Origin of the sequence: Xanthomonas sp. WHRI 6108 (genome assembly GCF_040202385.2) — a bacterium.
Classification (GTDB): domain Bacteria; phylum Pseudomonadota; class Gammaproteobacteria; order Xanthomonadales; family Xanthomonadaceae; genus Xanthomonas; species Xanthomonas arboricola.
In genome coordinates this window covers 3976392-4001637 of sequence record NZ_CP168198.1, presented here as the reverse complement: position 1 = coordinate 4001637, position 25246 = coordinate 3976392, and the positions used below count along the sequence as shown (strand labels likewise).

Below are 25246 nucleotides of genomic sequence, written 5' to 3'. Positions count from 1 at the left end.
CTGCCGATGATCAGATAAAGCCGTGGCTGATCTTCGGCGCTGCTGCCGTTTCGTAATCCGCGTACGGGTCGTGCTCGCCGGAACCGCCCTCGGACAGGCGGAACTTCAGCGCCAGGCCATCGCGCGAGTCGGCCGCGCGCAGCGCTTCCTCCTGCTCGATTTCGCCGGACTTGACCATGCGGAACAGGCATTGGTCGAAGGTCTGCATGCCTTCTTCAAGCGATTCCTCCATCGCCTGCTTGACCTCGTGCACCTGGCCACGGCGCAGCAGGTCGCGGATCATCGGCGTGTTGAGCAGCACTTCGGTCGCCGGCCGGCGGCGTCCGTCCACGCCCTTGACCAGGCGCAGCGACACCACGGCGCGCAGGTTCAGCGCCAGGTTCATCAGCACGTTCTTGTGCGCGCTCTCGGGGAAGAAATTGAGGATGCGCTCGATGGTCTGGTCGGCATTGTTGGAGTGCAGCGTCGCCAGGCACAGGTGGCCGGTCTCGGCGAAGGCGATCGCCGCCTCCATCGTCTCGGCATCCAGGATCTCGCCGATCAGGATCACGTCCGGCGCCTCGCGCATCGCGTTCTTCAGCGCGCTCTGGAAGGCGTGCGTGTCCAGGCCCACCTCGCGCTGGTTCACGATCGACATCTTGTGCTTGTGCAGATATTCGATCGGGTCCTCGATGGTGAGGATGTGCCCGGTGGTGGTGCTGTTGCGGTGGTCGATCATCGAGGCCAGCGAGGTCGACTTGCCCGAGCCGGTCGAGCCGACCACCAGCACCAGCCCGCGCGGGGTCATGATGACGTCCTTGAGCACCTGCGGCAGGTTGAGCTCTTCGATGCTGGGGATCCGGCTGCGGATGGCGCGGATCACCATGCCCACCTCGCCGCGCTGCTTGAACACGTTCACGCGGAAGCGCCCGGCGTCGGACAGGGCGATGGCCATGTTGAGCTCCAGCTCGCGCTCGAACTGCGGTACCTGGCCTTCGTCCATCAATGAATAAGCGATTTTCTTGACCATTCCCGGCGGCAACCCCGTATTGCCGAGCGGGTAGAGCTTGCCTTCGATCTTGATGTACACCGGTGCGCCGGTGGTCAAGAACATGTCCGAGGCATTCTTTTCGGTCATCAGCTTCAGGAAGTAGCCGATATCCATGCGCAATGGTTCCCCAACAAACGGCAGCGTCTCGTTGCAAGTCCGCCGCAGGCTTCCGACAATGGCCGTGCTCGAGACTTCTCGCTACGGCTCCCCTAATGACGGCTAGCTTCGCATACTTGCGGCGATCCCTGTATGGCATCGCCTGTTTCATGGTTCTTTCCTCTCCTGCTGCCGCCCAGGTGGCACCGGAGCTCACCGCCGCCGAACAGGCGGTGCAACGCGCCACCCAGGCCGATGCCGACCAGTACGCACCCGATCTGGTCAATCTGGCCCGCCAGGAACTGATGCAGGCCCAGCAGGCTCAACTGGACAAGCGCCAGCGCAAGCAGGTGCCACAGATCGCCTTGCGCGCAGCGGCCGACGCCGATCTGGCCAAGGCGCGCAGCGAAGAGGCGGTGGTCACCGCCCAGCTGGAACAGCGGCGCAAGGAAGTGGCGCAACTGCAGAACAGCCTCAACACCGGGGAGGCCGGCCGATGAAACTGCGTCCGCTTCTCTATCTGGGCGTACTGAGCCTGGGCACCCTGCCGTCGCTGGCAATGGCGGCCAAGGACGACCCGCAGGCCGACGCGCTCAACCGGCGCCTGGCCGCGCTGCAGAACGACCCGCAGACCAATGAACTGGCCCGCTTCGAGCGGCTGCAGGCGCAGCAGAGCGTGGCGGCGCTGGCCGAGGCCAAGCGGCGCGACCGCGACGAGCTGGTGTTTTTGGCCGACCGCCGGGTCGAAATCGCCGAACTCACCGCCCGCACCGCACTGGCGCGGCGCGAGCTGGATCGGCTGGAAGGTACCCGCAACGACCTGCTGATCGAAGCCAGCCGCCGCGACGCCTCGCGCGCGCGCCAGGAAGCCGAGCGTCTGCGCGTGCAGGCGCAGATCCAGGCCGAAGAGGCCGAGCGCATGCGGCAGGCGGCCGAACAGGAGACCCTGGCCCGTCAGGACGCCGAGCTGGCGCTGACCAGCGTGGCCGGCAAGCAGACCGCCAAGCTCAATGCGGCCCAGCAGAAAGCGGTGCAACTGGCGCATGAAGAAGCCGAGCTGGTGGCCGGGGCCAAGTTGCCGTCCGCCAAGTTCGACAGCCGCGGCGAAGTGTTTTCGCTGGGTAGTGGCGCCTTCGGTGGCAAGGCCGCGCTGTCCGGCGATGCCGCGGGGCAGGCCAAGGCACTGGCCGAGTATCTGAACATCGGCAAGAAAGGCCGGGTCAGCATCGTCGGCTACGACAGCGATGCGGCCACCGCCAAGAAGCGGGCCGAAGCGGTGCGCGACGCCTTGGTGGCTGCCGGTGTCGCCAGCGCACGGCTGCAGGTCAATGGCACCAAGGCCGCCGCCAGCAAGACGCGCGCTGCCGAGGTGGTTGTCGCGCCGTAATGCAAGTGGTTGGAAGTTAAGGTCTTTTAACCCGGGCATGACGCCCGGTTGAACCGCGGTCACTGATTGAGGCAGGGAACGGCAAAAGCAGCCGTTCTGGCCTTGAACCCCCTCCGCGACCGGCGTAGGGTCGTACTCCCGGGCAGCACTCCGCTGCCTGGAAGTACGGAGGGCCGGGCCAGTGACGCAAGGGCACGCATCAATGCAATTCGGTGGACAGCTTTTTGGTTCCGCCAGTGCGCTTGCCATTGTGATCCGCGAGTCTTCCATCCCCAAGCAGCGCCCCGTGCCGCCCGCGGCCGGGGCGTTCTTGTTTTAAGTGTTTCAAGTGAAGGAGGTAACGCCATGTTCGAAGGGCAACCGCAGACCGAAATCGACGCATTGGTCAAGTCCGATCCCGAGTTCAAGCAGCTGTACCAACGCCACAAGCTCTTGAACAAGAAATGCATGGATGCCGAACTCGGGGTGCTCCCCATCGACGACGTGACCTTGGGCCAGATGAAGCGCGAGAAGTTGCAGGCGAAAGAAAAGCTCACCCGGATGTACGACCAGCTCACCCACTGATCCTTCCCCACCGCTAGAACAAGTTCACCGCCGCGGGCGGTGGCGGCCTCCTCGTCGGCTTGCCACCGTCCGCGTCTTTATTTGCGCAACCCGTGTCACGCGCCTGGCGGCAGGGCGCGATGCCCGCCTGGCGGCCGCGCACTCATGCCGGTGGTAGCGGCGCAGCGCTGGCTGAGCCCGCCCGTTCACGGGCCGGCGCGATCGGTTCCAGTCTGAATGAGCATTCCCCAGCCGTTCGTCGGATAATGGGCGGCCAAGCCCCGCGCGACGCAGTGACGATATTCCGATGGCGATCCATTCCTCCGTACTCGAACTGATCGGCAACACGCCGATCGTCAAGGCACAGCACCTGGACACCGGCGTCTGCGAGCTGTTCCTCAAGCTGGAGGCGGCCAACCCCGGCGGATCGATCAAGGACCGCATCGGCCTGTCGATGATCGAGGCGGCCGAACAGCGTGGCGACCTCACCCCGGGCGCGACCCTGGTCGAAGGCACCGCCGGCAACACCGGCCTGGGTCTGGCACTGGTCGCCCAGCAGAAGGGCTACCGGTTGATCCTGGTGGTACCGGACAAGATGAGTCGCGAGAAGATCTTCAACCTCAAGGCCATGGGCGCCCAGGTGGTGCTGACCCGGTCGGACGTGGCCAAGGGCCACCCGGAGTACTACCAGGACCTGGCCGCCAAGATCGCCACCGAGACCCCGGGCGCCTACTTCATCAACCAGTTCGGCAACCCGGATAACCCGGCCGCGCACGAATTCGGCACCGGCCCTGAGATCCTGGCGCAGATGGACAACGATCTGGATGCGATCGTGTTCGGCTGCGGCAGCTCCGGCACCATGACCGGCCTGTCGCGCGCCTTCGCCACTGCCTCGCCGCACACCGAGCTGGTGCTGGCCGACCCGGTCGGCTCGATCCTGACCCAGTACATCGAAGAGGGCGCGGTCAGCGAGAAATCCGGCAGCTGGCTGGTCGAAGGCATCGGCGAGGACTTCCTGCCGGACATTTCCGATTTTTCGCGAGTCAAGAAGGCCTATTCGATCACCGACGCGGAAAGCTTCCACACCGCGCGCGAGCTGCTGGCCAAGGAGGGCATCCTCGGCGGCTCGTCCACCGGCACCCTGCTGGCCGCTGCGCTGAAGTATTGCCGTGAGCAGACCACGCCCAAGCGCGTGCTGGTATTCGTCTGCGATACCGGCAACAAGTACCTGTCCAAGATGTACAACGACTACTGGATGCTGGACAACGGCTTCCTGGAGCGCCCGCAGCACGGCGACCTGCGCGACCTGATCCTGCGCCCGTACAACAAGCGCGACACCGTGGTGGTCGGGCCGAAGGACCTGCTGACCACTGCCTACCAGCGCATGAAGCTGTACGACGTCTCGCAGCTGCCGGTCATCGATGACGGGGAGTTGGTCGGCATCGTCGACGAGAGCGACGTGCTGCTGCATGTGTACGGCGACGAGGCACGCTTCCGCGACCCGATCTCCACTGCCATGGTCAGCAAGCTCGATCGCCTGGATGTCGCCTCGCCGATCGAGGCGCTGCTGCCGGTGTTCGACCGCGGCCAGGTCGCCATCGTCATGGACGGCAACCAGTTCCTCGGCCTGATCACCCGCATCGACCTGCTCAACTACCTGCGCCGCCGCGTGCAGTGACCGCAGCTGGCCGCGCGCCCGGATGGGACGCGCGGCACCGGCCATTCAGACCTGCTTGCTACAATCCGCCACTTTTTCCGGGAACCTCCATGTCCAATCGCACCACACCCAGCCACGATGGCGAGCGCGAACTCTCGCTCGCTACGTTGGCGATCCATGGAGGGCAGTCGCCGGACCCCAGCACCGGGGCGGTGATGCCGCCGATCTACGCGACGTCCACCTATGCGCAGTCCAGCCCGGGCGAGCATCAGGGCTTCGAGTATTCGCGTACCCACAACCCCACGCGCTTTGCGTATGAGCGCTGCGTCGCGTCGCTGGAAGGCGGCACGCGTGCGTTCGCGTTCGCCTCCGGCATGGCCGCCACCTCCACGGTGATGGAGCTGCTGGACGCCGGCAGCCACGTGGTGGCGATGGACGACCTGTATGGCGGCACCTTCCGCCTGTTCGAGCGGGTGCGTCGCCGCACCGCCGGCCTGGATTTCAGCTTCGTCGACCTGACCGATGCGGCCGCCTTCGAAGCCGCGATCCGTCCCGACACCAAGATGGTGTGGATCGAAACCCCGACCAACCCGATGCTCAAGCTGGTCGATATCGCCGCCATCGCCGCGATCGCGCGCAAGCACGGGCTGCTGATCGTGGTCGACAACACCTTCGCCTCGCCGATGCTGCAACGCCCGCTCGGCCTGGGCGCCGACATCGTGGTGCACTCGGCCACCAAGTACCTCAACGGCCACTCGGACATGGTCGGCGGCATCGCGGTGGTCGGCGACAACGCCGAACTGGCCGAGCAACTGGCCTTCCTGCAGAACTCCATCGGCGGCGTGCAGGGGCCGTTCGACAGTTTCCTCGCCTTGCGCGGCCTCAAGACCTTGCCGCTGCGCATGCGCGCACATTGCGAGAACGCCCTGGCGCTGGCGCAATGGCTGGAAACCCACCCCGCGATCGAAAAGGTGATCTACCCCGGCCTGGCCTCGCACCCGCAGCACGCACTGGCGCAGCGCCAGATGTCCGGCTTCGGCGGCATCGTCTCGATCGTGCTCAAGGGCGGCTTCGAGGCGGCCAAACGTTTTTGCGAGAAGACCGAACTGTTTACCCTGGCCGAATCGCTCGGCGGCGTCGAAAGCCTGGTCAACCATCCCGCCGTCATGACGCATGCCTCCATCCCGGTGGCCCGCCGCGACCAGCTTGGCATCAGCGATTCGCTGGTGCGTTTGAGCGTGGGGGTTGAGGATGTGGGGGATTTGCGAAGTGATCTGGATAAAGCGTTGCGATGATACGTTCAAATCAATTAAGCAGTTCTCTCCATACGGGCTCAAGCCCAGTTGCCCCGTATGCTTCACTTTCGCGTCACCGCCGCCTGGTGTGGGAGCTCTGTAAGCGCGACATTGCTGGAAAATATCGCGGATCTATTGGGGGCTCGCTCTGGGCGTTTCTGAACCCGCTGCTTATGTTAGCTATCTACTCTTTTGTCTTCGGCTATATCTTTAAGTCACGTTGGTCGGGAGCGGGTGCGGGCGATACACATTTTGCCGTTGTATTGTTTTCGGGCTTGATCTTTGGAAATTTGTTTTCTGAGTGTCTGAGTCGAGCACCCGTGCTTATCACTTCTAACCCAAATTATGTGAAGAAAGTAATTTTCCCCCTCGAGGTTCTTCCCTGGGTAGTTGTGGGCACGTCAATGTTTCACGCGGTGATCAGCTTTCTTGTATTACTTGTCGCCATGCTACTTACTGGTGCTTCGATCTCCGCTACGGCATTGTTTTTCCCGATTGTCATGCTGTTGTTTCTTCCAATGGTTGCAGGAGTTACCTGGTTTGTTTCTGCGTTGGGTGTTTACTTTCGCGATGCGCAGCAAATTATGATGGTGCTCACAACGGCTTTGGTATTCTTGGCGCCCATTTTCTACCCGCGCAGTAGTCTGCCGCAGGAATATCAGTGGCTTCAAATGCTCAATCCCTTGACCTTTGTCGTTGAGACCGGCCGTGACGCGCTGCTCTGGGATAAACTGCCATCGGTGGAGCACGTCTTGCTATATCTGCTGGTGTCCTTACTCATTTCGTGGTTGGGCTGGTCGGGTTTTAAGGCGACGCGCAAGGGGTTCGCCGATGTCCTTTGAAAATTCAGTTATCACCGTCGATCAGGTCAGCAAGCGCTACGAAATATACGCGGAACCATCAGACCGGTTTAAGCAAATGGCGGTTTCGGCCTTGGGCAAATTTGTGCCAATGCGTGAACGCCGCTACTTCAAAGAATTTTGGGCACTGCATGGAGTGTCGTTGCAGGTGCAGCGTGGTGAATGTGTTGCGCTTATTGGACGCAATGGCTCGGGAAAATCCACGTTGTTGCAGATTATTGCGGGCACAGTGACGCCAACCACTGGGACGGCATCGGTAGATGGGCGTGTGGCGGCGCTGCTTGAACTTGGGTCCGGCTTCAACCCCGAGTTTACCGGGCTTGAAAATGTCTATCTCAATGCATCTCTTTTAGGCTTATCTCGTCAGGAAGTCGACACCAAGCTTGATGCGATTCTGGCATTTGCCGACATTGGCGATTTTGTCAATCAGCCTGTCCGCACTTATTCCAGCGGAATGACCGTCCGCCTGGCATTTGCCGTGCAAGCCCAGATTGACCCCGACGTGCTGATAGTCGATGAAGCATTGGCTGTTGGCGATGCACGCTTTCAGGCAAAGTGTTTTGCTCGCTTGAAATCTTTGCGAGAGCGTGGAACTTCAATTTTACTCGTAACTCATTCAACTGAGCAGGTAGTTACTCACTGTGATCGAGCTATCCTCATCGATCATGGGCAGAAGCTCGAAGACGGCGCACCTCGCCCTGTTGTGAACATGTATCTGGATCTGCTGTATGGCCGGCAGAAATCAGTGGCGGCGCCAGTTTCGCCCCAGGCGGTAGCCACACTTGGCTCGCAGCTTGATGAGCAATTGGCTCAGCTGGATTCGGCCTTCGGTGATAGAGAGGAAGCGTTGTTTGCCTTGCGCCCCGCGTTCAATCCCTACGAGCATCGCTGGGGTGATGGTAAGGCAGAGCTGTTGGACTTTGCGCTGTTCTCGCAAGGACAACCCTTTCCTCCGAGCTTGCCTGCGGGAGCAGAAATCGATTTATATTTGCGCTATCGCTGCTCTGCTGATCTTGTCCGGCCTATCTTAGGCATTACTTTAAAAACCAAGGAAGGATTAACGGTCTATGGAACAAATACCGAAATGGCGGCAGTGGAAGGTAATTTTGCGGAAGAAGGAAAGAGCGGTATCGCGCTTTGCCATATGAAGCTGAATTGTGCAGCTGGCGATTACTTTATTTCAGTGGGGCTGGCTAGTCGTGAAACAAATGGCGAGGTTGTTCCTCACGATCGGCGCTATGATGCAATTCATTTGTGTGTCGAGACGACTCTTCCCTTCATCGGGATCACCGACCTTCGAGCTAATTTGAAATTTCTATGACGCGGATTTTCGATCCCTCCACCAGCCTTGGTTCTTATAGGTTCGATGAAAAAACTAATTGCTGGCTTCCTGCCAGGCAAGGGGCTAAGTGGTCCTATTCGGACGGCGACGCTGTTGAAGATAATCTCTATCGACTAGTTGCTGGATGTGCAGACCGAAGTGTTCAGTCTCTCGAATTGACCGAGTGTATTACCGATTGGCCGACTAAGTACTACTTCAGTCCACGTCGAGCAAATCTGCTTAGACCGGTGTCCGAGCTGCTTCGAGGCGACGTGTTAGAGATAGGTGCAGGGTGTGGGGCAATCACGCGCTATCTGGGCGAAACTGCTAGTACCGTGGTGGCGCTAGAACCTGCTCCGCGTCGTGCGCGAGTAGCGAAAAAGCGCTGTGAGGACCTTGCCAATGTTCATCTGGTTGTTGATAACCTTGAGGCTTTTTCGACCGAAGCCAGGTTCGATGCCATAACATTGATCGGGGTTCTTGAATACGCCGAACGCTTCTCGGATCGGCCCGACGCGGCAGCTCACTGGCTCGCTTGCGCTCGCAAGCTGCTTAAACCCAGCGGTGTGTTGTTGGTCGCCATTGAAAATCAGATTGGTCTGAAATACTTCGCTGGTGCGCCAGAAGACCACCTAGGTCGGCCGATGCTCGGTTTGGAGGAGATTTATGCAGGTAGCGGGGCACGAACCTACGGACGTCGACAGCTCGAAGGAATGATGCGCTTCGCAGGTTTTGCCGATGTCGCACTTGCGTTGCCCTTTCCGGATTACAAGCTTCCTACATCGATCTGGTTTTCCAAAGATGGAGAGGCTGCAACCGGATTCGATAACGGTGCTGCACTCGCTGCTGCTTCAGTGACGCGCGATCCTCAAATTGGACGACCTCCACTGTTTGCGGTCGATCGGGTCTGGAATGTGGTCGCTCGCAATGGGTTGCTGCCGGAAATGGCCAATTCCTTTCTTTTCGTCGCTCATGTGCAACCAACTGATGCGCCGTTTGGATCGGAAAATCGCGACGTGGCCGGGTATCACTTATCTACGGAGCGAGATAGGCCATTCGCAAAAGTGACGCGTTTCGAATTGCGCGACAAAGAATCTTGGGTGAGTCGTCGCTTCCTTGTGCCTGACCAGGTGCGCGAAGTCGACGGATTTTTATGTGCTCCGAAGGATGAGCGTTACATCTCAGGTCGTGCCCTGACCGAATCGTTATATGAAACGCTGTTGCATGATGGATGGCAGATTGGTGGCGCAGGTCCATGGCTACGGCGTTGGCTGGAGGCAGTTGCACGTCATGTGGACCTGGATCCGGATGCGTTGATTAACTCCGATTACAATGCGGAAATGTTGTTGCCGGGCGACGTTATCGATCTCGTGCCCCACAACCTAATGGAGAAAGCAGATGGATCTCTTTGCTTCATAGACTTGGAGTGGCGTAGTGCTGAGCCTGTCTCATTAGGTTATCTAGTCTTTAGGGGTCTGTTGGAGGTAGTGTCTTCTTGTGTGAGCGTGGCGCGTCCTTACGAGGAGCGACACCTATATCTCATGAATTTCATTACCGACGCGATGCGCGAGTGCGGAGGCATGCTCGCGCCTTCTGCTTCAGATATCGAGCGCTATATAGCATTGGAACGCCGTTTTCAGCGCGCCGCGTCTGGTACGTCGGCTGCGCTTGAGCATCAAGTGCTGGCTGAGGCGAAAATGCCTGTTACGGCGACTTCGACAGTAGAGGGACCATTGGTCACTTCGTTGATTGAAGCCAGAGAGGTGCGAGAGCAACTCAATGATCTTCTAGCCCACCATGACGCTCTGCTTGCTGAGCACGGTAAAGTTGCTGCCTGGGCAAAGGGTCTCGATAAAGAACTTATAGAAAATAGGGCGCGTCACGCCGAATTGGTAGCTGAGCACGAGGAGGTTGCGCACTGGGCGACTGGCTTAGATGAACAGGTCCAGCATGCCGCTAAGAGCTTGGATGAGATCATCCTGCAGGCGGACCAGAATGGAAATCTTGAGACGGCAACCTTAGGCGCTTACTTGCTGGAACTCGTCACGCTTCGCCGTGAATATGGTTTGCTGAAGCGTAAAGAGCAGCGAGCTATCGCCGAGATGGAGGCAGCCAAAGCTCGATCAGCCGAGGCAGAAAACCAACGCGCGCAATTGCTGCTCCGTGCGGAGACCGCCGAGACGGAACTCCGGCATGCGCTGGCTGGTGAGATGGATGCATTAGCGCGCCTCGAATTGCTGCAGCGTCATGATGACGCGCTGCAATCCGATATGGCGAGGCTGAGGAAACTGCTGGAAGTCATGGAGGTAGGGAAGTCTATAGAAAGGAATGCAGTGATGCAGCGTGAGAGAGCCATTATAGAATTCGAGAATACAGCGGCGCAGCGCGAGAAAGTCGCGGCGGAGCGCGAAGTGGCTGCACTTGAAATGCAGCGCAGGATGGAAGAGGAGGTGCTCTTTGCTAGGCAGCAGTCTTCGGAGCTGATGGCCGCTGAAAAGCGCATAGGGGCACTCGAAAACCAGGTTGTGCTGGCTCAGGAGGCTTACGATGCGGTGGTCGCTTCGCAGTCGTGGCGGATGACAAAGCCGTTGCGCTTCGCAATGCGGATCATGCGCGGGGATTGGAATGCCGTTGCTGCATCCGTCCGTGGCAAGCCTTGGGCGCAATCGCCGCTACTAGATGTGGTGCGCACTCCTTTAAAGCGTTTTATTATGCAGCGCGACGTGGTGTCTCCAACGCCGCCTGAGGGATTGCTGACGCATACCCAGGACGATCCTGCGCAATTACTTGAAGGCATTTCTTTCCAGACGGTCGAGGTGCCTGAAGTAAGCATCATTATTCCCGCATACGGCCGGCTCGATCATACCGCTGCCTGTGTCAAGTCAATTCACACCAATCTCCCTGATATACCGGTGGAGGTTATAGTCGTAGAAGATGCATCTGGCGATAAAAAGATCAGTTTGCTGGGTCAGGTCCCAGGTCTGCGGTACTCGGAAAATCCAGTTAATTTGGGATTTTTGCGCTCATGCAATCAAGCCGCGTCGCTAGCGAAAGGCCGTTATATCTACTTCCTTAACAACGATACGGAAGTAACCGAGGGTTGGCTGGATGCCTTGGTCAATACGGCAAAATCGTGGCCTGAGTGCGGTTTAGTGGGATCTAAGCTGATTTACCCAGATGGGCGTTTGCAAGAAGCTGGCGGCATCGTCTGGAAAGATGCAAGTGCGTGGAACTATGGTCGTTTGGACGACCCATCCCGTAGCATCTACAACTACACGCGGGAAGTGGATTATATTTCTGGTGCATCGATCATGATCGAGAAGGCGCTGTTCGATTCTTTCGGTGGTTTTGATGAGCTGTACCTGCCCGCTTATTTCGAAGATACCGACTTGGCCTTCAAGGTACGTGCTTCAGGGCGTAAAGTCGTGTACGAGCCACGCTCTGTCGTCGTTCACTATGAAGGGATTTCGCACGGCACCGATACGGGTGGCGGCATCAAAGCTTTTCAGATTGAAAATCAGAGAAAGTTCCGTGAGCGCTGGAAGGACACACTTGAGCGTGATCATCTAGATAACGCTGATCGGCCGTTCCTGGCTCGCGACCGTAGCCACCTGAAAAAGGTGATATTGGTCATTGACCACTACATTCCGCAGCCCGATCGTGACGCGGGGTCGCGTGCGATGTATCAACTGCTACTCCTGCTGGTGGTCAAGGGCTATTCAGTAAAGTTTTGGCCAGAGAATATGTGGCACGATGCCCACTACGCGCGCCCACTGCAGGATGCAGGTGTGGATGTAATGTACGGCGGCGAATACGTGGGTGGTTTTGATAAGTGGATCACTGAAAACGGCGCTAATATTGATGCGGTGATATTCAGTCGGCCACATGTCAGCATTGGTTTCATTGATGGAGTCATTGCTCACAGCAAGGCACGACGTCTGTACTATGGGCATGATATCCATCACTTACGCCTTGCGGAACAGATGAAGGTCGAGCCCTCTACGGCAGTAGAGGCAGAACTAAATCGTTTCCGCTCGATTGAAGAGACGCTCTGGACTCAGATGGATGGCATCTACTATCCATCTGAGCTTGAGACTGCGTATGTAAAACAGTGGGCCTCGGGGCGTGAAATCAAGGCAGCTATCCGCACAGTACCTCTTTATGCTTACGACGGTGTCACTGTGGGAGCACAGGAAAACCTAGCGTCGCGTCAGGACATTTTATTTGTTGCCGGATTTGGTCATCCGCCTAATGCAGATGCCGCCGAATGGTTGGTGCATAATGTTATGCCCCTAGTGCGCGCACAGCGCCCCGGTGTGCGAGTGACGCTCGCTGGCTCTAATCCTACCGAGCGCGTAAAGGCGCTCGCTAACTCTCAGATCACTGTCACTGGTTTCATTAGCGATCTTACATTGGAGCAGTTTTATAAAAAGGCGCGCGTAGCGGTAGCTCCGCTACGTTTTGGTGGCGGGATGAAAGGCAAAGTACTCGAGGCCATGAGGCATGGCCTACCTATGGTTACAAGCACAACAGGGTTGCAGGGGCTATCTGATGCGGCGTCATTTATTTATGAGGCCAACGATGCCGCAACTTTCGCAGAACTTATTTTAGAACTGCTTGAGGAAGATGCGGAGTGGTTAGCTAGATCTGAGGCTGGACAAGCTTTTATCTTGAAAAATTTTTCCAGTGAGACGGTATTTCATGTGTTCGCTAATGAATTGCCGCGAACCAATGGGAATGAATTTTCATGAAAAAAAATTTAAGGACGTTTATTTCCAGTCCGTTGGGGCTGACGACTGGAATATTTTTTGTTTCAATTTTGTTTCTTTTTTTTCATCAGTTTTATATTTTTAAGGTGCATCCAGATGCAGTATATATGGATTCTCTGCGGCTGCTGCATCAATGGTACGACTGGCGCTCGGGGCGGATAACATTTCACGAGTACTGGAATCAAGGATCACACCGGGGTTTCGTTTTTCAAGCGATTCTTGGGCTGAATGTAAAGCTTTTTGCTCTAGATCCATTGTTGGCAAATCGTTTAACTGGATACTTAATTGCGGTGTCCTCTTTTTTAGTAGCGTTCGGCGCCCTAAGGATGCTGCTTTCTGAAATGAGATTGGTATATCGTCCGGCATATGTTTATGCTGCAATAATCCTATCTGGAGCAATTTTCTTTTCGCTTGCTGGTTTTGAGGTCTTAACCCTAGATCTAGGTCTCGGACTTTGGCTCAAAAACTTCTTAATTATTTGCTTTTTTCTTTCGGCCTCTCAGTTGCAAAAAAAGCAGGCTGCATCATGGAACCTTCTTTTTCTTTGCATATTAGGGCCAGTTATTGTTCTTATTTTTGGAATGGGCTGGTCCTACGCTTTTGTTGCCGCTTTTTTTAGTGTTCAGTTTATCATTTGGTCTTGTGATTGTCTGGCTTCCGGTAAGATTCTATTAAGGCGCTCTGCAATTGTGGGCTTTGCGCTAATTGTCAGTATTTCTGGCTACATTTTGCTAGGTCAGTCTTCGGCGGCCAGCTCCTCAACTAAAAATACTATGCCGGCAGCTGGGGATTTGATTGGATTAGTACTTGCAGCTCTTGGGTCGTCCTTAATTGGTGCGGAGTCTTTGTCCTTTTACAATATTCCAGTTATTGCGCTAACATTCTTGGGGGCGGGCTTGATTGGTATTTTGGGTGCGATCCTTATCACCACTTTAGCTAGGCGTCGGATAGTTGAGCTTGCCTTCCCTCTTTATTTAAGTGCTTATGCAATCTTTGCTTCAGTATCTATTTGTTTGGCGAGAGGTGGAGCAGGCATTACCTCGGTAATTGCATCAAGATATTTCATGGACTTTCTACTGCTGCCTGTTGCGTTGATTTGGCTAGTGGTTTACGCCATTATAAATGGTGTCAGTCGAAAAGAGAGATTTGGTTGGAAGATATTGTCTTTGGCATACTGCGGAGTGATCGTTGCTGGCCTTCTACTAACTAACTACCGCGAGTGGCGTGCCGCTCCCTATAGAGCTCAGGCATTTCAGGAAATGAATAATCTTCTCCTCGGAGGTGACATTGACGAGAGAAATGCTAAGTTGCTCCAGGCGCCACTTAATGACGCGCTAAAAGGGCGTGAGTCGTTATTTTTTAATAAGCTTTCAGTATTCTCTCAAAAGATTGAAGATGAATGTAAAATTTCCGCTTTAGGCTATAGTGGTGGATGGTATGAGCCAGAGAGTGATGGGCGTTGGATAAGTCAGTCCGCTGGGATTCGGTTGTCTCAATGCAGCTGTCCTCTGATAATTTCTCTATTTCTTCCGAGCAATTTTGAGAGGAGGGAAATGAAAATAACCGGAGTGCTGTTGGCCCCCTCGAAGGTCGAGTTGAGCCCTGGTTCTAGCTATAGCCTTGAGCTACCTGCAACGGTTAGGCCAGTTCCTGTATTATTTTCTTTGTCAAAAGTCACCGTCCCTGCCGAGCTGCCTGGTGGAAGTGTTGATTCAAGGCGACTGGGTGTTTTCTTTTCGAAATTGGCTTATTCTTGCGATTCTCAGTAATTTTTGGTTGAGTCAAGTAGTTAATTATAAATTCGGAAAGGCGAAAAATTAAAAATTCGGCTACGCTTACCTCCAAGGAGGCTCGTTGCCATAAAGACTTCGAAGTTTATCTAAGAGCAAATCGCGCTCGCCCTAACGCATGCCGAGACCTGCACGACGGTCGAGGGGGGTGGGGCTACCGCAAGATGGACATCAGTCAAGCCACGTTCTACACGCGGCGAAAGGAGTGCGGCGGGCTAGGCATGGCCGAATTACACCGGCTGCGTCAGCTTGAGGAAAAGAATCGGCGATGCAAGCAACTATTCGTCCACCTAAGTTTAGACAAGACCAAGCTGAAGGACATGCCGACAAAAAATTAGGTCCCACACAGCGCGAGACGCTCGTAGGCAGTCTTGTTGACCATTAGGCGTTGGGAGTCGCCAAGCCCGAGCCGGCTTCGAACAAATCCGGTCAGCTGCTAATACCAGGCCCGAGCAATGATGTTGCACCATCACATCGGTGAGTTAAAAAAAGATCGCATCTACGCAGGTCAACCAAGGTTTGGGTTGACGTTAGGACTGTTGCGCAAGGAAAGGCTATAGTTCCAACCGTAAATGCATATCGGCTGTGCTGTCGAGTTGGTCTCGACTAAGATGCAAGCTTCCGTGCACGCACGAGGGTCGCTGCACATAGTCTGGAGTGCATGGTGCTGACTTGTCCTCAATCAAGTCTGAGAGATGGATTTTGTCGTCGACGCCTTGTTTAACGTATCCTGCTTCGGGTTCAGATCATCATGACAAATTACCAATGAAAGTGTAGCCATCGAAGTGAGTCAAAACCTCTGGGGGTAAGAAGTGGTGTCAGTGGCGGAACGCTTGCGCCACTGACGTGACCTTCCACAGCGCTTCTAGATAATGGCGGCAAGTTCATCTCCATGATGATAGCTCCCTGAGCTTACGACAAAGCAGGCAATGGATTATTCCACCCGGCAAACCTCACTACAACTCATTCATTTAGTCGTTCAACGGCAGTTTCGGGATAAGTCCCAACGTGCGCTGCTTTCTGTCGCTCCACGATACTCAGGAGAAGAGCGAAAACCAGATGGTCGATAACAATTATGCCCCAGGTGTTCGTTGATCGGCAGTATGTCGCAAGCTGAGTTTGCCCCGTGATTCGCCTGTCTACCAAAAACCGAACTTCCCAGTTCTTCTCGGGCTTAACGTAGGGATAATGTCAGAAGATGATCACGTGTTTGGAGACCGCGGCTATACAATGCGAACTAAAGCGAAGAATTGCGTGCCTGAGAGACCGCGTTTTTTGCCGCCGGCCTTCGACCATTCACGTCATAGGAGGCAGAATGGACGCGCTCGGGAAGGCGCATTTTGAGCAGTAAGCTGGCGTAGGTCATATACATTTTTGATAGCCAGCGGCAGTGTGGATATAACTAGGTCCGCCATCGTCGCTCGCCAAGAATGCTTTAGGGGTGACTAGCCTTTTTGCGCTCTCGGATCTGCAAGTGGTGAATCGGCAGCTCCTGAAGGCCAATTTTTTAATCTTTTCTTCAGTAGGGTAGCTGCCTCAGAGCACGGATGGAATACAGGACAGAGATTAGATTTACGCGTTATTTCGATCTCGGCGACGAACCCTGCAAGATGCCGGTCGGCTGTTAGGCATCCTGTTGCTCAGAGCACTTTTGCCGAAAACAAAGCGCGACAATGCAAACGTCATTGGAATAGTGGCTATTATTGCCATGAGCGGTGCGAGGGTTGATGGCAGTTCGAGATATTCCACCCATAGAAATACAACAGTCAGACTAACCAAGTATTGGGCAAGGTAAACAAACGGAAACATCACCAGTGAGCGCCACCCACGGTGCGTCTGGAAGACAAAGAGGCGATTGATGCAAAAGGAGATGACTATGCCGATTAAGTACGCAACGGTGTAAGCCACCTTATAAGAGGTGGCCTGGAGGAGTGCGAGATACGCAGCGTAGGTGGCAACTGTATTGATGCCTCCCGAGATGAGGAAGCGAACGAAGCTAGATTTTCTCACTAGCTCCATTGCCCGTTGCAGGACCAACATGCTCATGCGTGTTTGTCACGCACCTGTTCGATGAAAGCGCCGTACTCGCGGATGTAATCTGCCGAGTCGTAGAAATGCGATGCGAATACGAGCAGCACCGCGTCCTCGGAGTATTTGTATTGAATGCCCCACGTCATGGGCGGCAGGTATAGGCCGAAGTTTGGCTTGTCGAGTACGAACTGCTCGCGTTGTCTGCCGTCGTCGGCCACAACGTGCACCGAGCCCTTCACCGCGATAAGGAACTGGTGGCATTCCAAGTGCGCGTGCTCGCCGCGGGTTTCCGCAGTGGGTACGGCATAAACAAGGAAGTAACGTTTTGGCGCAAATGGAATCTCTTTTTCAAATTCACCGACGGACAGGCTGCCGCGCATGTCAGCGATGGCATTGAACGTGTGCATCTGTACTCCGCGAACAGACGACGGATGGATACCTGTCTTCGTTCCTTGGGGTTGCAGCTTGTCCACCGCGACGGTGCCGGTATTGGAATAACCCACGATCTTGGCAGGATTGCCCACTACGATGGCATTAGGGGGAACCGAGCGCGTAACGACTGCACCAGCGCCAACCATCGCGTTGCGGCCGATGCGGATGCCAGGCAGGATCGTAGCGTTTGCACCGATCGATGCACCTACCTCGACCACCGTGCGAAGAAACGTCTCAGGATATATCTTGCTCCTGGGGCGGAGATCGTTGGTGAACGTAGCATTGGGGCCAACAAATACGTCGTTCTCAAGGGTGATTCCGTCCCACAGTTGGACGCCACATTTCACCGTAACGTTGTCGCCGACAACGACGTCATTCTCGATGAATACTCCGTCGCAGATATTGCAACCAGCGCCTAGGCGTGCGCCTGGTAGCACGTGGGCAAACGCCCAGATTCGCGTGCCATCGCCGATGGCCGTCGATTCGCAAAGTCCTTTTTCATGCACATAAAAGTTCATTGTTGTTTTCCGGGAAAATCGAGTTGCAGGGAAACAATGTCGAGAGGGCGCTGTTTGGTATTTTCATAGGCACGCCACGCGTAATTGCCAACAATGCCGATGCCCAAGGTATTGAGCGCGCCGAAGAAGAGGATTGCGAGCATTGACATGGAATAACCTGGCACTTCATAGCTGCCTGCGAAACGAGCTATAAGCACCGCCAGGCCTAGAAGCACCGCCACGCCGAGTCCCAGCATGCCTGCACCCATCAAAATGCGTACTGGCAGGTCGGAGAAAGCGAATACGCTGTCGAGTAGATAGGTGACCTTCTTTTTCAAGGTCCATGCACTCTTGCCGTGTTCACGTTGGAGGCGCGCGTAACCGATGAACTCGCGACGACCGCCCAGCCAGAATAAGAGACCCAGGAGGCTGCTATTAGCTTCCCCTAGCGCGACGAGGCGGTCACGGAATGGTGCCGTCAAGGCAAACACATCCACACCACCACGAGGTACATCGCGTTGGACCAGACGCCGGTATGCTCCCCAGAAAATGGTGGAAGCGAGCTTGCTGAGGCCTGGATCGACACGGCCGACACGTTTGCCAAAGACGACGTCTAGCGGTTTCGTAGCCAGCGCGGCGAAAAATTCGCGCATGAGCGACGGCGGCTCTTGCAGGTCGGCTGCCATGACGCCAATGTACTCGCCGGCGGCCTCGGAGAGTCCGCAGCGGATTGCCGCGAACGCGCCGAAGTTGCGTGACAGTAGTATCAAACGTGCCTGGAAGGCCATTGTGGGGAGGCCTTGTTCCAGAAGAGCAAAACTGGCATCGGGGCTTCCATCGACGACAAAGACCACCTCAAGTGGCGCTTCGAGGTCGCTGGCCAGTTTATCCAGAGCCAAAAGTAATGCTGGAATGGATCCCTCGTTCTTGTAAACGGGGATCACTACCGAGTAGCGCGGCTTTACCACGAGTTACAGGCCTCGATGACTCGGGACACTTCTGCGTCAGTAAGCTCCGGAAAGCAAGGCAGAGTTACCACGTGTGAGCACGAATGGTCCGTGGCCTTGAGCGCAATGCCGTCAAAGCGCCCTGCGAACAGGGGCTGCCGGTAATCGGGGGTAGGGTAATGCACCTCGCTGTTCACGCTAGCATCGGCGAGGTGCTGCTGTAGCCCTGCACGATTGCTGGTGTGCACTACATAGAGATGGGCCACAAAATCCTCGCCACCCACCGGAGGTACCACGATGTCGGAGTGTTTGATCTCGCGCGAATAGCGGTTGGCAATGTCACGGCGGCGGGAGTTCCAGCCGTCGAGCAATGGCAGCATTACTCGCAGGAAGGCTGCCTGGATTTCATCGAGGCGGCTGTTGCGGCCGCCCAGCAGTTCATTGCGGTACTTTGCTGTCCAGCCGTATTGGCGCAATTTGCGGAGTTTGTCGGCGATGGAGGGGTCGTTAGTAGTGACGGCACCGCCATCGCCTAGCGCACCCAGATTCTTAGTGGGGTAGAAGCTGAAGCTGGCGGCCTTTCCGAAAGTGCCGGCCTTGCGCCCCTGGGCATCGCTTGCGCCATGCGCCTGTGCGCAGTCCTCGAAAATGGCAAAGTTATGCTCTTTTGCTAACTTTGTGAAAGCAGCCATATCGGCTAACTTTCCATAGAGATGGGTAACAATGACGACGTCGATTTTGCCCTTGGCTAGCTCAGCCTCAAGCGCAGCTGGTGACATGGTGCAAGTGACTGGCTCAATGTCGATAAAAACTGGTTCAGCCCCACACGCAAGCACCGCAGTCGTCCCATACATGGCGGCATTGGCGACTACGCCCACCCGTTTTCCTTCACTGACCCCTAAGCTACGCAAACCCAGTTCGAGCGCCTCGGTGCCATTGGCGACACTGACACAATCGCCAGCTCCGCACCATTGAGCGAATTCCTTTTCAAACGCTTTGACGCTCGGGCCAAGCACGTAATAACCGCTGCCGATAGCCTGGGCAGCAGCCTCTTCGAGTTGCTGGGCGATTGGGCCAATGTGGCGGTCGAGGGCATTGACGGGGATGGGCGTAGTCATGGATATCCTGAAGTATGAATCAAGGCGGCTACTCGGCCGCCCGAAAATGGGGCACTAGCTTAGTTCAGATTCGAGCTCTGGTAGAATTTTGAACAAATCCCCTGTTAGTCCGATATCCGCAATCTCGAAGATCGGCGATTCAGGGTCCTTGTTGATCGCCACGATCGTGCCGGCGTCCTTGATGCCGGTCAGATGCTGGATCGCCCCGCTGATGCCGATCGCCACGTACAGCTCGGGGGCGATGATCTTGCCGGTCTGGCCGACCTGCAGCTCGTTCGGTACGTAGCCGGCGTCCACGGCGGCGCGCGAAGCGCCCACAGCGGCGCCGAGTTTGTCGGCCAGGCTGTAGATGTGCTGGAAGTTCTCGGCCGAGCCGACGCCGCGGCCGCCGGAGACCACACGCTTGGCGCTCTGCAGGTCCGGGCGGTCGGAGCTGCCTGCGGCCAGGCCGACGAAGCGGGTATGGGTGGGCAGCGCGGCATCGACGGTGACCGCTTCGACCGTCGCACTGCCGCCGGCTGCCGCTTCCGGCCAGGAGGCGCTGCGCACGGTGGCGACCACGACCTGGTCGCCCGGCGCTTTCACCGTGATGATCGCGTTGCCGGCGTAGATCGGGCGCTTGAAGGTGTAGGCATCTTCGACCGCCATCAGGTCGGAGACCTGGTTGACACCCAGCAGCGCGGCAACCACCGGCATCAGGTCCTTGCCGAACGTGGTCGAGGGGCCGAATACATGGGTGTAGCCCTGGCCGGCGAGCTGGGCGATCTGCGGCCCCAGCACCTGCGCGATGGCATGTTCGTTGGCGGCGTTTGCCACCGTCAGCACGCGAGCAACACCCGCCAGCTGCGCGGCCTGCGCCGCAACCGCGGCCGGATCAGCCGCCAGCACGACGATGTCGATGGACTCGGCCGACACCGCCAGCGCGGCGCTGAGGGTCTTGGCAGTGGCCGCATTGAGCTGGCCGTTGAGATGTTCGGCAACGATGAGAACCTTGGCCATTACAGCAACCCCTTCTGCTTGAGTGCGGCCACCAGCTCGGCGGCGTCCTTGACCATCACGCCGCGGCTGCGCTTGGACGGCGCGGCGTAGTGGGTGGTGCTGAGACTGTCATGCGCATCGACACCGAGATCGGCAAAGGCCAGCGTTTCCAGCGGCTTGCTCTTGGCTTTCATGATGTCCGGCAACTTGATGAAGCGCGGCTCGTTCAAGCGCAGATCGGTAGTCACCACCGCCGGCAGGTCCACTTCCAGCGTTTCCAGGCCGGCATCGACTTCGCGGGTCACCGTGGCCTTGCCAACGGCGACCACCAGCTTGCCGGCGAAGGTCGCCTGCGGGCGACCCCACAAGGTGGCCAGCATCTGGCCGGTCTGGTTGGCGTCGTCGTCGATCGCCTGCTTGCCCAGGATGACCAGGTCCGGCTGTTCCTTCTCGACTAGCTTGAGCAGGGTGCGCGCGGCGGTCAAGGGCTGAATTGCCGCGTCGGTGACCACGTGGATGGCGCGGTTGGCGCCCATCGCAAGCCCGTTGCGCAGGTGCGCGGCTGCATCGGCCGGGGCCAGGGTGGCGACCACCACCTCGGTGGCGATGCCGGCGTCGCGTAGGCGCAACGCCTCTTCCAGGGCGATTTCGTCGAACGGGTTGGGCGAGAGCTTGACGCCATCGGTGACCACACCGGAACCATCGGGCTTGACCTGAATGCGGACGTTGTAGTCCACCACGCGCTTGTAGGCGACGAGGATTTTCATCGTGTACGAGATCCTTCAGCTGTTGCGGGAAGGCCCGGCCGCGGCGGCAAGCTCGGGAGTGGAGCCATTCTAACCAAGCAGTGGCACCATGCGATGGGGTATGGATGCTGCAGTGCGGCACTTCGACGCCTCAGCGGAGTGTCGCTTAAGCCCGATCTCGTCAGGGACCGTATATCCTGTGTGGTTTGAAACGCAGCGCGGTGCGCGCGACCAGGAGGAATAGACAGTGGCGACTTGGCTAGTAACCGGCGGTGCCGGCTTTATCGGCGGAAACTTTGTTCTTGAAGCAGTTGCACGCGGGATCCGCGTGATCAATCTCGATGCGCTCACCTATGCGGGGAACCTGAACACGCTGGCCTCGCTGGAAGGCAATGCCGACCATGTCTTCGTTAAGGGCGACATCGGCGACGGCGCGCTCGTGACCCGTCTGCTCCAGGAACATCAGCCGGGCGCAGTGCTGAACTTCGCTGCCGAAAGCCATGTGGATCGCTCGATCGAAGGCCCTGGCGCGTTCGTCCAGACCAACGTCGTCGGTACCCTGGCCTTGCTCGAGGCCGTGCGCGACTACTGGAAAGCACTGCCGGATGCGCGTCGCGAGGCCTTCCGGTTCCTGCATGTGTCCACCGACGAGGTCTATGGCACGCTGGGCGAGACCGGCAAGTTCACCGAGACCACGCCGTATGCGCCCAATTCCCCGTACTCGGCATCCAAGGCCGCCTCGGATCATTTGGTACGTGCGTTCCACCACACCTACGGGCTGCCGGTGCTGACCACCAACTGCTCGAACAACTACGGCCCATACCATTTCCCGGAAAAGCTCATTCCGCTGGTGATCGCCAAGGCGCTGGCCGGCGAGCCGTTGCCGGTGTACGGCGATGGCAAGCAGGTACGCGACTGGCTGTTCGTCAGCGACCACTGCGAGGCGATCCGCACCGTGCTGGCCAAGGGCCAGGTCGGTGAGACCTACAACGTGGGCGGCAACTCCGAGCGCCAGAACATCGAGGTCGTGCAGGCGATCTGTGCGCTGCTGGATCAGCATCGCCCGCGTGAGGATGGCAAACCGCGCGCGAGCCAGATCACCCATGTCACCGACCGCCCCGGACACGACCGTCGCTACGCGATCGATGCCTCCAAGTTGAAGAACGAGTTGGGCTGGGAGCCGGCCTATACCTTCGAGCAAGGCATCGCGCAGACGGTGGAGTGGTACCTGACCAACCAGGCCTGGGTGCAGGGCGTGCTGGATGGCAGCTATCGGCTGGAACGGATCGGCGCCGCGGCCTAACGCGAGCCCTTAGGCAAGAGCCCGCGCATGTAAGCGTGTGCGGGCCTCAACAGGACATACCTGATGACACAACGTAAAGGCATCATTCTGGCGGGCGGCTCCGGCACGCGCCTGTATCCGATCACCAAGGGCGTCAGCAAGCAGCTGTTGCCGGTGTACGACAAGCCGATGATCTACTACCCGCTGAGCGTGCTGATGCTCGCGGGTATCCGCGACATCCTGATCATCAACACGCCGCACGAGCAGGCGCTGTTCCAGACGCTGCTGGGCGATGGTTCCCAGTGGGGCGTCAATATCCAGTATGCCGTGCAGCCCAGCCCCGATGGTCTGGCGCAGGCCTATCTGATCGGCCGCGAGTTTGTCGACGGCAAGCCGAGTTGCCTGGTGTTGGGCGACAATATCTTCCATGGGCATGGCCTGACCGATACCTTGCGCCGCGCCGATGCGCGTGAGCAGGGTGCAACCGTCTTCGGTTACTGGGTCAACGACCCGGAGCGCTACGGCGTTGCCGAATTCGATCAGCAAGGCAAGGTCATCGATATTGCCGAAAAGCCGGAAAAGCCCCGTTCCAACTACGCCGTCACCGGCTTGTATTTCTATGACGGCAAGGCCAGCGACTACGCGGCTGCGTTGAAGCCTTCGCCGCGCGGCGAGCTGGAGATCACCGATCTCAATCGCTGCTATCTCGATGCCGGCAATCTGCACCTGGAGCCGTTGGGGCGTGGGTATGCATGGCTGGATACCGGCACGCATCAGTCATTGCACGAAGCGGCCAATTTCATCGAGACCATCCAGATGCGCCAGGGCCTGCAGGTGTGCTGCCCGGAAGAAATCGCATTTGGTCAGGGCTGGATCGATGCCGAGCAGCTGGAGCGTCTGGCGGCGCCGTTGTTGAAGAATGACTATGGTAAATATTTATACGAATTAGCGAGTCGAGGGGTTGTCCCTTGAAAGTGATCAAAACGGCGTTGCCTGGCTGCGTCGTCCTCGAACCGGCGGTGTTCGGCGATGCGCGCGGCTATTTTTTTGAAACATGGAATGCCGAACGCTTTGGTCAGCACGGCTTGCCGACGCAATTCGTGCAGAGCAACGTGTCCACCTCCGCCAAGGGCGTGCTGCGTGGTCTGCACTACCAATGGCCGCGTCCGCAGGGCAAGTTGGTCAGCGTGCTGGAGGGCGAGGTCTATGACGTCGCCGTCGATGTGCGCCACGGCTCGCCCAACTTCGGTCAATGGGCGGCTGTGGTGCTGAGCGCGGAGAACAAGAAGCAGTTCTGGATTCCGGAAGGCTTCGCGCACGGCTTTGCAGTGTTGTCCGAACGTGCAGTGTTCAGTTACCTGTGCACCGACGTCTATGTCAAGGAAGCCGATGCCGGCGTGCGCTGGGACGACGCTGCGATCGGGATCGATTGGCCGATCAGCGATCCGTTGCTGTCTGCCAAGGATGCCGACGCGCCGTTCCTGGGTGACGTGGCGGTCGATCGCTTGCCGGTGTTTACCCCGTGACCACATTGGTCTTTGGAGCGAACGGGCAGGTCGGCACCGAGCTGCTGCGCGCACTGGCAGCCGATGGTGCAGTACAGGCCACCACGCGCAGCGGGCAGTTGCCTGATGGCAGTGCCTGCGAGGTGGCGGACTTCGACGCACCGCAGACGCTGACGTCCTTGCTGGAGCGGATCGGCCCGAGCCGCGTCGTCAATGCCGCCGCCTATACCGCAGTGGATCGCGCCGAGCAGGACCGCGACGGCGCATTGCGCGCCAATGCGACCTCGCCCGGCGTCATCGCCGCATGGTGTGCATCCAACGACGTACCGCTGGTGCATTACTCGACCGACTACGTCTTCGACGGTCAGGGCGCCGCGCCGTATCCGGAGGATGCGCACACCTCGCCGCTGGGTGTGTATGGCGAGACCAAGCTTGCTGGCGAGGAGGCCATCCGTGCTTCGGGTGCGCAGCATCTGATCCTGCGCACGGCATGGGTGTATGCCTCGCACGGCGCGAATTTCCTGCGCACCATGTTGCGTGTCGGTGCCGAGCGCGATGAGCTGCGGGTGGTGGCCGATCAGGTCGGAACACCGACACCGGCCGCCCTGATTGCCGATGTCACTGCGCAGTTGCTGCGCCAACGCACACCCGACACGTCGGGTACCTGGCACCTCACGGCGGCAGGGCAGACCAGCTGGCATGGCTTTGCCGAGGCGATCTTCCAGCAAGCTGTCAGCGCAGGCCTGTTGTCGCGCGCACCGCGCGTGGTGCCGATCACGACCGCCGACTATCCGACGCCCGCAACGCGGCCGGCGTACTCGCGGCTGTCGATCGACAAACTGCAGCGCGACTTCGACATCGTGTTGCCGGACTGGCAGCTCGGCCTGCAGCGCGTGATTGCCGAAATCGCCGCTGCCAGACAGTAAATCGGCGACTCCGGGCGGTGGCGATAGTTCCGCCGA

Annotated in this window: 20 protein-coding genes; 13 read left to right on the top strand and 7 right to left on the bottom strand. The window is 57.8% G+C overall.

Going from position 1 to position 25246, the window contains the following annotated elements:
• Positions 1-10 precede the first annotated feature (10 nt).
• Positions 11-1144 (bottom strand): PilT/PilU family type 4a pilus ATPase, encoded by a 1134-nt coding sequence (locus tag ABQ039_RS16695; RefSeq protein ID WP_016900968.1) that lies wholly within the window; start codon positions 1142-1144, stop codon positions 11-13.
• Positions 1145-1242: 98 nt separating this feature from the next.
• Between ABQ039_RS16695 and ABQ039_RS16690 the strand changes: the two genes are divergently transcribed.
• The 9 genes from ABQ039_RS16690 (at position 1243) to ABQ039_RS16650 (ending at position 14727) form a co-directional block, all read left to right on the top strand.
• On the top strand, positions 1243-1626 hold the full coding sequence (locus ABQ039_RS16690) for a DUF4398 domain-containing protein (RefSeq protein WP_039525328.1): 384 nt from the start codon (positions 1243-1245) through the stop codon (positions 1624-1626).
• Positions 1623-2513, top strand: a complete 891-nt coding sequence (locus tag ABQ039_RS16685) for a hypothetical protein (RefSeq protein ID WP_184519464.1) — start codon at positions 1623-1625, stop codon at positions 2511-2513. The genes ABQ039_RS16690 and ABQ039_RS16685 overlap by 4 nt, the downstream gene beginning before the upstream one ends.
• A gap of 345 nt (positions 2514-2858) precedes the next feature.
• Positions 2859-3077 carry a YdcH family protein gene (locus ABQ039_RS16680; protein WP_002814034.1) on the top strand — a complete coding sequence of 73 codons (219 nt, stop codon included), beginning with the start codon at positions 2859-2861 and terminating at the stop codon, positions 3075-3077.
• Between the two features lie 286 nt (positions 3078-3363).
• A complete protein-coding gene (locus ABQ039_RS16675; RefSeq protein ID WP_349778349.1) occupies positions 3364-4734 on the top strand; it encodes a pyridoxal-phosphate dependent enzyme in 1371 nt (456 codons plus the stop codon).
• Between the two features lie 89 nt (positions 4735-4823).
• Positions 4824-6008 carry a cystathionine gamma-synthase gene (locus ABQ039_RS16670; protein WP_349778348.1) on the top strand — a complete coding sequence of 395 codons (1185 nt, stop codon included), beginning with the start codon at positions 4824-4826 and terminating at the stop codon, positions 6006-6008.
• 86 nt (positions 6009-6094) lie between these two features.
• The gene (locus tag ABQ039_RS16665) at positions 6095-6850 is read left to right on the top strand and encodes an ABC transporter permease (RefSeq protein WP_349783176.1); all 756 of its coding nucleotides are present in this window, start codon (positions 6095-6097) and stop codon (positions 6848-6850) included.
• Entirely contained in the window at positions 6840-8189 is a 1350-nt protein-coding gene (locus ABQ039_RS16660) for an ABC transporter ATP-binding protein (RefSeq protein WP_184519468.1), read from the top strand. Before ABQ039_RS16665 ends, ABQ039_RS16660 begins: the two co-directional genes overlap by 11 nt.
• Before the next feature lie 248 nt (positions 8190-8437).
• The gene (locus ABQ039_RS16655) at positions 8438-12940 is read left to right on the top strand and encodes a glycosyltransferase (RefSeq protein ID WP_349778347.1); all 4503 of its coding nucleotides are present in this window, start codon (positions 8438-8440) and stop codon (positions 12938-12940) included.
• On the top strand, positions 12937-14727 hold the full coding sequence (locus ABQ039_RS16650) for a hypothetical protein (RefSeq protein ID WP_184519475.1): 1791 nt from the start codon (positions 12937-12939) through the stop codon (positions 14725-14727). The genes ABQ039_RS16655 and ABQ039_RS16650 overlap by 4 nt, the downstream gene beginning before the upstream one ends.
• Before the next feature lie 1593 nt (positions 14728-16320).
• Here ABQ039_RS16650 and ABQ039_RS16645 read toward each other — a convergent pair.
• Genes ABQ039_RS16645 through ABQ039_RS16620 form a run of 6 tightly spaced genes read right to left on the bottom strand, consistent with a single transcriptional unit; the run spans position 16321 to position 21518 of the window.
• Positions 16321-16767 carry a GtrA family protein gene (locus ABQ039_RS16645; protein WP_184519716.1) on the bottom strand — a complete coding sequence of 149 codons (447 nt, stop codon included), beginning with the start codon at positions 16765-16767 and terminating at the stop codon, positions 16321-16323.
• Between the two features lie 23 nt (positions 16768-16790).
• Complete coding sequence (locus tag ABQ039_RS16640; RefSeq protein ID WP_184519478.1) at positions 16791-17729, bottom strand: WxcM-like domain-containing protein; 939 nt, start codon at positions 17727-17729, stop codon at positions 16791-16793.
• Positions 17726-18676 (bottom strand): glycosyltransferase, encoded by a 951-nt coding sequence (locus ABQ039_RS16635; RefSeq protein WP_184519481.1) that lies wholly within the window; start codon positions 18674-18676, stop codon positions 17726-17728. Before ABQ039_RS16635 ends, ABQ039_RS16640 begins: the two co-directional genes overlap by 4 nt.
• Positions 18670-19773 (bottom strand): DegT/DnrJ/EryC1/StrS aminotransferase family protein, encoded by a 1104-nt coding sequence (locus ABQ039_RS16630; RefSeq protein ID WP_184519484.1) that lies wholly within the window; start codon positions 19771-19773, stop codon positions 18670-18672. The genes ABQ039_RS16635 and ABQ039_RS16630 overlap by 7 nt, the downstream gene beginning before the upstream one ends.
• Before the next feature lie 54 nt (positions 19774-19827).
• On the bottom strand, positions 19828-20772 hold the full coding sequence (locus ABQ039_RS16625) for an electron transfer flavoprotein subunit alpha/FixB family protein (RefSeq protein WP_184519487.1): 945 nt from the start codon (positions 20770-20772) through the stop codon (positions 19828-19830).
• Positions 20772-21518, bottom strand: coding sequence for an electron transfer flavoprotein subunit beta/FixA family protein (locus tag ABQ039_RS16620; RefSeq protein WP_184519490.1), 747 nt, complete (start codon positions 21516-21518; stop codon positions 20772-20774). The genes ABQ039_RS16625 and ABQ039_RS16620 overlap by 1 nt, the downstream gene beginning before the upstream one ends.
• A gap of 226 nt (positions 21519-21744) precedes the next feature.
• On the opposite strand from ABQ039_RS16620, the gene rfbB reads away from it, so the two are divergent.
• The 4 genes from rfbB to rfbD all read left to right on the top strand — a co-directional run bounded on the left by rfbB (position 21745) and on the right by rfbD (position 25210).
• The gene (gene rfbB, locus ABQ039_RS16615) at positions 21745-22800 is read left to right on the top strand and encodes a dTDP-glucose 4,6-dehydratase (RefSeq protein WP_184519493.1); all 1056 of its coding nucleotides are present in this window, start codon (positions 21745-21747) and stop codon (positions 22798-22800) included.
• Between the two features lie 63 nt (positions 22801-22863).
• Positions 22864-23751, top strand: a complete 888-nt coding sequence (rfbA, locus tag ABQ039_RS16610; RefSeq protein WP_179465182.1) for a glucose-1-phosphate thymidylyltransferase RfbA — start codon at positions 22864-22866, stop codon at positions 23749-23751.
• Positions 23748-24305, top strand: a complete 558-nt coding sequence (gene rfbC / locus ABQ039_RS16605) for a dTDP-4-dehydrorhamnose 3,5-epimerase (protein WP_184519495.1) — start codon at positions 23748-23750, stop codon at positions 24303-24305. The genes rfbA and rfbC overlap by 4 nt, the downstream gene beginning before the upstream one ends.
• Positions 24302-25210 (top strand): dTDP-4-dehydrorhamnose reductase, encoded by a 909-nt coding sequence (gene rfbD, locus ABQ039_RS16600; RefSeq protein ID WP_184519498.1) that lies wholly within the window; start codon positions 24302-24304, stop codon positions 25208-25210. The genes rfbC and rfbD overlap by 4 nt, the downstream gene beginning before the upstream one ends.
• Positions 25211-25246 lie beyond the last annotated feature (36 nt).